The sequence below is a fragment of the Acidiferrobacteraceae bacterium genome, assembly GCA_037388825.1.
Classification (GTDB): domain Bacteria; phylum Pseudomonadota; class Gammaproteobacteria; order Acidiferrobacterales; family JAJDNE01; genus JARRJV01.
In genome coordinates this window covers 1-6560 of sequence record JARRJV010000087.1, presented here as the reverse complement: position 1 = coordinate 6560, position 6560 = coordinate 1, and the positions used below count along the sequence as shown (strand labels likewise).

The 6560-nt window shown below is 62.5% G+C and carries 8 protein-coding genes; 1 reads left to right on the top strand and 7 read right to left on the bottom strand.

Annotation, left to right across the window (positions count from 1 at the left end):
* The coding region (gene coq7, locus P8X48_11945; GenBank protein MEJ2108016.1) for a 2-polyprenyl-3-methyl-6-methoxy-1,4-benzoquinone monooxygenase at positions 1 to 523 on the top strand (523 nt) is incomplete at its 5' end.
* Here coq7 and P8X48_11940 read toward each other — a convergent pair.
* The 7 genes from P8X48_11940 to trpE all read right to left on the bottom strand — a co-directional run.
* Positions 520 to 924 (bottom strand): VOC family protein, encoded by a 405-nt coding sequence (locus P8X48_11940; protein MEJ2108015.1) that lies wholly within the window; start codon positions 922 to 924, stop codon positions 520 to 522. The two genes, coq7 and P8X48_11940, sit on opposite strands and share 4 nt — an antisense overlap.
* Positions 921 to 1343: an OsmC family protein gene (locus P8X48_11935; GenBank protein ID MEJ2108014.1), complete on the bottom strand. Its 423-nt coding sequence runs from the start codon at positions 1341 to 1343 to the stop codon at positions 921 to 923. The genes P8X48_11940 and P8X48_11935 overlap by 4 nt, the downstream gene beginning before the upstream one ends.
* Positions 1340 to 2167: an indole-3-glycerol phosphate synthase TrpC gene (gene trpC, locus P8X48_11930; GenBank protein MEJ2108013.1), complete on the bottom strand. Its 828-nt coding sequence runs from the start codon at positions 2165 to 2167 to the stop codon at positions 1340 to 1342. Before trpC ends, P8X48_11935 begins: the two co-directional genes overlap by 4 nt.
* A gap of 8 nt (positions 2168 to 2175) precedes the next feature.
* Complete coding sequence (gene trpD, locus P8X48_11925) at positions 2176 to 3198, bottom strand: anthranilate phosphoribosyltransferase (GenBank protein MEJ2108012.1); 1023 nt, start codon at positions 3196 to 3198, stop codon at positions 2176 to 2178.
* A gap of 64 nt (positions 3199 to 3262) precedes the next feature.
* Complete coding sequence (locus P8X48_11920; protein ID MEJ2108011.1) at positions 3263 to 4486, bottom strand: multidrug effflux MFS transporter; 1224 nt, start codon at positions 4484 to 4486, stop codon at positions 3263 to 3265.
* A 70-nt stretch (positions 4487 to 4556) separates the two neighbouring features.
* The gene (locus tag P8X48_11915; protein ID MEJ2108010.1) at positions 4557 to 5123 is read right to left on the bottom strand and encodes an aminodeoxychorismate/anthranilate synthase component II; all 567 of its coding nucleotides are present in this window, start codon (positions 5121 to 5123) and stop codon (positions 4557 to 4559) included.
* A 1-nt stretch (position 5124) separates the two neighbouring features.
* Positions 5125 to 6560 (bottom strand): anthranilate synthase component I (trpE, locus tag P8X48_11910; GenBank protein MEJ2108009.1); only part of this gene is annotated, 1436 nt, incomplete at its 5' end.

Sequence of the window (6560 nt, the reverse complement as noted above, 5' to 3'; positions counted from 1 at the left end):
CGTGCAACTTTCGTCGTCAGACCGCGACCTGGCCGGGCGTTTCAAGCCCATCAAACAATCCGGTGAGATCTGCCCACAAGGGCTTTATCAGGGCCAGGCCCTGACTGCACGGCTGCCCAAGGTTCGCAAGAAGATGGAGCAGGCAGCAGAAGAGGAAAACGATCACATCGCCTGGACCGCGGAACGGCTTCGTGAACTGGACAGCCACCGCAGCTACCTGAATCCATTCTGGTATGCCGGATCGTTCGCCCTGGGCGCCCTGGCCGGTATCGCGGGCGATCGCTGGAGCCTGGGATTTGTGGCGGAGACGGAGAAACAGGTGGTGCGTCACCTGGAGGGCCACTTGCAACGGCTGTCGCCCGCCGATGGCAAGAGCCGCGCTATCCTGGAGCAGATGCGGGAAGACGAAGGCCGCCACGCCACCACCGCCATCACCGCCGGCGCCGCCAGCTTCCCGCGTCCGGTTCAGCGCCTGATGAAGCTCGCCTCGAAGGTGTTCACCAACACCAGCTACTGGGTCTAGCGGACATCCGCCAGGGGCGGATGGTAGATGATCTGCACCGTATTCCCGTCCGGATCGGCGCAGTAGAAACTGCGTGCGCCGTCGCGATGGGTCTTCGGTTCCTTGCGAATGGTCACGCCCTCGCCCTTGAGAAATTCGTACCAGCGATCCACGTCGTCGATGTCGGCAAGCATGAAACCGATATGATCCAGGTGTTGATAGGCAGCCGGCGCGAAACCGTCGGATGCGCGATGCAGGGCGAGGTTGTCACTGCCCCCGCTGAGGTAAACGTTATCCGGATCCGGGCGCCATTCCACCTCCATGCCCAGCAGCTCGGTGTAGAACTGCTCGCAGGCCTCAAATTCGGAAACGAACAGCGCCACGTGACGCAGGCCATTGGTCTTTCCGGGTCGCTTGCTCATGACTCCACCTCCACGATCTCGAAGTCGTGCGTGATCTCGGCCGTCTTTCCCAGCATTATGGAGGCGGAGCAGTATTTTTCCGCCGACAGCTTGATCGCACGTTCCACCCGCGATGGATCCAGGTCCCGGCCGCTAACCACAAAATGTACGTGGATTCGGGTAAACACCTTGGGGACCTCGTCTGCACGCTCGGCATCGATCTCGGCGACGCAATCCCGGATATCCTGCCGGGATCGCCGCAGGATGAGCACCACATCGAAGGCGGTACAGCCGCCCATGCCGGTCAAGACCAGTTCCATCGGCCGCGGCCCCTTGTTCCGGCCGCCATGCTCCGGCGATCCATCCATCACAAGCTCATGTCCGGTCTCGGTCTCAGCAACGAAACTGGCCTCACCGGCCCAGCGTACGGTCGTCTTCATTTCTCTTGTCCTTCTGTAATCGTGTCACCAGCAAACAGCTCGGCCAGACGTACACCCGGATCCGCTGCGCGCATGAAGGCCTCGCCGACAAGAAAGGCATTCACTCCGTGCTTGCGCATATGTTGCACATCGTCGGTGGTGTGGATACCGCTCTCGGTAACCACCAGGCAATCCCCGGGGATGTCCGGCAGAAGATCCAGTGTTGTCTCCAGGCGCGTATCGAAGGTATGCAGATCCCGGTTGTTGATGCCGATCATGTCCAGATCCAGCGCCAGCGCCCGGTTCAGTTCATCGCCGTTGTGCACTTCCACCAACACATCCATTCCCAGTTCCCGGGCAAGTCCGTAGAGCTCACCCATCTGTTGGTCCCCAAGTGCGGCGGCGATCAGCAGGATGCAATCGGCGTCCAGGACGCGGGATTCGTACACCTGATAGGGATCCAGCACGAAATCCTTGCGCAGGACCGGTAATGCGCAGGCCGCTCGTGCATCCCGAAGGAACTGATCGGCACCCTGAAAGAAATCGACGTCGGTGAGGACCGAAAGACACGCGGCGCCGTGACGCGCATAGCTTTCGGCGATCGCGGCGGGATCAAAGTCCTCGCGCAGTACGCCCTTGCTCGGCGAGGCCTTCTTGATCTCGGCGATAACCGCCGGGCGGCCGTCATCGACGCGCGCGCGCAGCGCACGAACAAAGCCCCGGGTTGGATCCGCATCTGCGCACTGTTGCTTGAGGGCCTCCAGTGGCGTGCGCGCCGTGCGCGCGGATATCTCCTCGGCCTTACGCACGAGTATGCGCTTGAGGATATCGGGTACCCCGTCCATCGTCCCGCTCAGGATGCCAGCTTCTGCGAGATCGCCACCAGGGCATCGAGCTTCTCGCCCGCCGCGCCGGAGGCGATCACTTCGCCGGCCCGGCGTACACCCTCGGCAAGCGTGGTGGCCAGGCCGGACACATAGATGGCGGCGCCGGCATTGAGCTGAACGATGTCATGGGCCGGTCCGGGCTCGTTGGCCAAAACCGATTTGATTACGTCCAGACTGGCTTCGGCACTGTCCACACTGAGGGACGCGATGTCGGCGGCGGAAATACCGAAATCCTCCGGCGCAACATTATAGGTCTCGACCTTGCCGTCCTTGAGCTCGGCGACAAACGTGGGGCCACCAATGCTGATCTCGTCCATCCCGTCCTGGGAGTGCACCACCATCACGTGTCGGCTGCCAAGACGGCCCAGCACTTCGGCCACCGGCTCGACCCAGGAATTACTGAATACGCCGATCACCTGGTTGGGTGCATGGGCGGGATTGGTCAGCGGGCCCAGCAGATTGAAAATCGTACGCACCCCCATTTCCCGGCGCGGGCCGATGGCGTGCTTCATCGCACCGTGGTGTTTGGGGGCAAACATGAAGCCGACGCCGACCTCGTTGATACACCGGGCCACCTGGTCCGGGCTCAGGTCCAGATTGACCCCCGCCGCTTCAAGCACATCGGCGCTTCCGGACTTGCTGGATACGGAACGGTTGCCATGCTTGGCCACCTGGGCGCCGGCCGCGGCGGTAACCAGCGCCGACGCCGTAGACACGTTGAAGGTATTGGCCGCGTCTCCGCCGGTACCACAGGTATCCACCAGATGCGGTCCCTCGACCACCACAGGGGCAGCGAGCTCGCGCATCACCTCGGCGGCGGCAGTGATCTCATCCACCGTCTCTCCCTTCATACGCAGGCCGATCAGGAATCCGCCGATCTGCGCCGGCGTGGCCTCGCCGGTCATGATGGTGCGCATAACAGAGCGCATATCATCAATACTGAGGTCCCGGTGCTCGGTGACGGCACGGATGGCTGCTGGCATATCCATAGTCTTTCTCGTTTTGTGCAGATCGGGGAGAGCCTGCGATTCTGTCGTGCATGCCCGACCAGGGTCAAGCACCCTCCGGCTCCAGGTTCCGATAGCGCTGCCTCCAGATCAGCCACATCAGCACCCCGGCCAGATTCAGCCCGAACATGGTCACTGCCATGGTGAGCGGCGTCACCGCGACCAGCGGCGTGATCACCCCCGCGACCAGGCCGTTGAACAAGGTCCGGCCAAAGCCCTGCAGCGCCGAAGACAGCCCCCGGTGATGCGGAAAAACATCCAGGGCGGTGAGGCTGATGCTGGGCATGGACAGCGCCATGCCGGTCACGTACACGCCGAGCGGAACGAGAATGGTCACGGGCCCGACCGGCAGGAACCGGGACGACAACACGTTTAGCGTGGCGCCGATGAACATCAGTACGGCACCGATGCTCGCGGTTTGCACGGGAGTCCGTCGGCCGGCGAGGCGTCCGGACAGGAACGCGCCCAGCATCAGGCACAACACCACCGGCACGAACATGACCCAGAAATCGTGTGCCCCGAATCCGAGAAACTTGTAGATCACCACCGGCGATCCGGCGACATAAAGAAAGAACGCGCCGAAATTCAGGGAGAAGATCGCGACCAGTATCAGAAAACGGGCCGACCGCAGCGCACGGGCATAGGAACGGGCAATCTGCTTCGGATGCGCCGAATGACGGTCTTCCTTCGCCAGGGTCTCCGGCAAACGCGTTGCCACCAGCAGCCACAGAAACACGCCAAGACCCGCCAGGAACCAGAACACGGAACGCCAGCCGGCCAGACTGTGCAACCAGCCGCCAATAATGGGCGCGACCGCCGGCGCCAAGGCAAACACAAGCATCACATTGGACAGGGCGCGCTGGGCCCGACTGCCGGAGAAGGCATCGCGAATCACGGCCCGTCCCACGATCAGACCGCCGCTGGCGGAAACGCCCTGGCCGATGCGCATGGCAAGCAGCCAGTGAAAGTCACTGGCGAGGGCGCAGCCGACGGAAGTAACGATGTACACCGCTACCGACGACAGGATCACGATACGGCGACCGAAGGCATCGGCCAACGGACCGTAAACCAGGGTCATGCAGGCGAACCCCACGAGGTACAGACTCAGAGTCTGTTGCAGCTGGAGGCTGGTCACTCCCAGTTCGTGGCCGATGTCGGGAAACGAGGGCAGATAGGTGTCGATGGAAAACGGCGCAAGCATGGACAGCAGCGCGATGATCAGCGCCAGATGCAATGTCGATTCCCGGTCGGATGTGCCTTGCTGGTTCATTGTTCTGTAACGACCTCGCCACCGGCACGGGGTTCACCCGCGACGGTGGCTCCGGCAAAAAGGAAGGTCCTCAGTGCTGGTCGAGAAAGTTCTTCAGCAACTGGTGACCATGCTCGGTCAAAATGGACTCGGGGTGGAACTGCACCCCTTCGACGGCAAACTCCCGGTGTCGCAGCCCCATGATCTCCTCATCCGCCGTCCATGCCGTCACTTCCAGACAGTCCGGCAAGGACTCACGCTCCACCACGAGCGAATGGTAGCGGGTGGCCACGAAGGGATTCGGCAATCCGGCAAATACGCCAGCGTTGATGTGATGGATTTCCGAGGTCTTTCCATGCATCAGTTCTTTTGCGTGGACGATCTTGCCGCCAAAGGCCTGCCCGATGCTCTGGTGGCCGAGGCACACACCCAGGATCGGGATACGACCGGCGAACCGCTGGATCGTCTCCACCGACACCCCGGCCTCGTTCGGTGTACAGGGTCCCGGCGAGACAACAATGTGGTCCGGTGCCAGCGCGTCGATTTCGTCGGTGGTGATGGCATCGTTGCGGAACACCCGCACGTCCTGGCCGAGCTCGCCCAGATACTGCACCAGGTTGTAGGTAAACGAATCGTAGTTGTCGATCATCAGCAACATGTCAGCTCTCCCCGCGCCGGTCGATCCCGGCGGCGGCCATGGCCGCAGCGGTGAAGATCGCGCGCGCCTTGTTCATGCTTTCCATCCATTCCAGGCGCGGAACGGAATCGGCAACGATGCCGCCGCCGGCCTGAATGTAGAGGCGTTGGTCCTTGATCACGGCCGTGCGAATGGCAATGGCCGTATCCATGTTGCCGGACCAGGAGAGATAACCCACGGCACCGGAGTACACGCCGCGGCGGGTCGGTTCGAGTTCGTCGATGATCTCCATGGCGCGCACCTTGGGTGCCCCGCTGACCGTGCCGGCCGGGAAGCTGGCGCGCAGCACGTCGAGCGCCCCCAGGCCTTCACGCAACTGACCGGATACATTGGACACAATGTGCATCACGTGGGAGTAGCGCTCGATCACCATGCTGTCGGTAACCCGCACGCTGCCGGTGGCAGCCACCCGACCGACGTCGTTGCGCCCCAGGTCCAGCAACATCAGGTGCTCGGCGCGTTCCTTGGGGTCGGCCAGCAATTCCTCTTCCAGCCGCAGATCGTCGGCCTCGTCGCGACCGCGGCGACGGGTACCGGCGATGGGGCGCAGCGTCACCGCATCGTCCTCCAGTCGCACCAGGATCTCGGGCGAGGAGCCCACGACCTCGAACCCGCCCAGGTCCATGAAATACATATACGGAGAAGGATTGAGTGTGCGCAGGGCGCGGTACAGATCCAGGGATGGTGCCGTGAAGGGTACCGACAGACGCTGGGACAACACCACCTGCATGATGTCGCCATCCCGGATGTATTCACGCGCCCGCTCCACTGCGCGCTTGAACGGCTCTTCGCCGAAAACCGATTCAAAGTCGGCTTCGCTCAGGGTCCGGGACTCATGGGCCTCTGGTCGCTCGGGCGGATCGTGGTACAGGCGACCGACGAGCTCGTCCAGTCGGCGGTTTGCCCTGTTGTAGGCATCGTCGATTTCCGGATTCACATGGATGACGATATAGAGCTTGCCCGTCAGATTGTCGAACACCACTACCTCGTCCGACACCATGAGCAGGATATCGGGTGTCTCCACGTCCACCGGTTTGGCCGGTCGCGCGGCCAGGCGCGGTTCGATGTAGCGGATCGTCTCGTAGCCGAAGTAACCGACGAGACCACCGGTAAATCGGGGCAGGCCCTCGATCTCCGGTACCGAGTAACGCTTCGCGAACCGCTCAATGAAGCCCAGCGGATCGTCCTCCTGCGAACGCTCCACGATCTCGCCGTCGCGTTCTACCGACACCTCTGAATTCATGACGCGCACCACCGTGCGGCAGGGAAGGCCGATCATGGAGTATCGGCCCCACTTCTCCCCGCCCTGTACGGACTCGAACAGATAGGAATAGCGGCGCGATCCGTCTGCGTGACGCGCCAGCTTGAGATAGGTGCTTAAGGGGGTGTCGAGGTCGG

Excerpts from the sequence above, each read along its gene's own strand:
- P8X48_11935 (MEJ2108014.1), bottom strand. The coding sequence starts at position 1,343 with ATGAAGACGACCGTACGCTGGGCCGGTGAGGCCAGTTTCGTTGCTGAG.
- trpC (MEJ2108013.1), bottom strand. The coding sequence starts at position 2,167 with ATGGACGGGGTACCCGATATCCTCAAGCGCATACTCGTGCGTAAGGCC.
- P8X48_11940 (MEJ2108015.1), bottom strand. The coding sequence starts at position 924 with ATGAGCAAGCGACCCGGAAAGACCAATGGCCTGCGTCACGTGGCGCTG.
- trpD (MEJ2108012.1), bottom strand. The coding sequence starts at position 3,198 with ATGGATATGCCAGCAGCCATCCGTGCCGTCACCGAGCACCGGGACCTC.
- P8X48_11915 (MEJ2108010.1), bottom strand. The coding sequence starts at position 5,123 with ATGTTGCTGATGATCGACAACTACGATTCGTTTACCTACAACCTGGTG.
- P8X48_11920 (MEJ2108011.1), bottom strand. The coding sequence starts at position 4,486 with ATGAACCAGCAAGGCACATCCGACCGGGAATCGACATTGCATCTGGCG.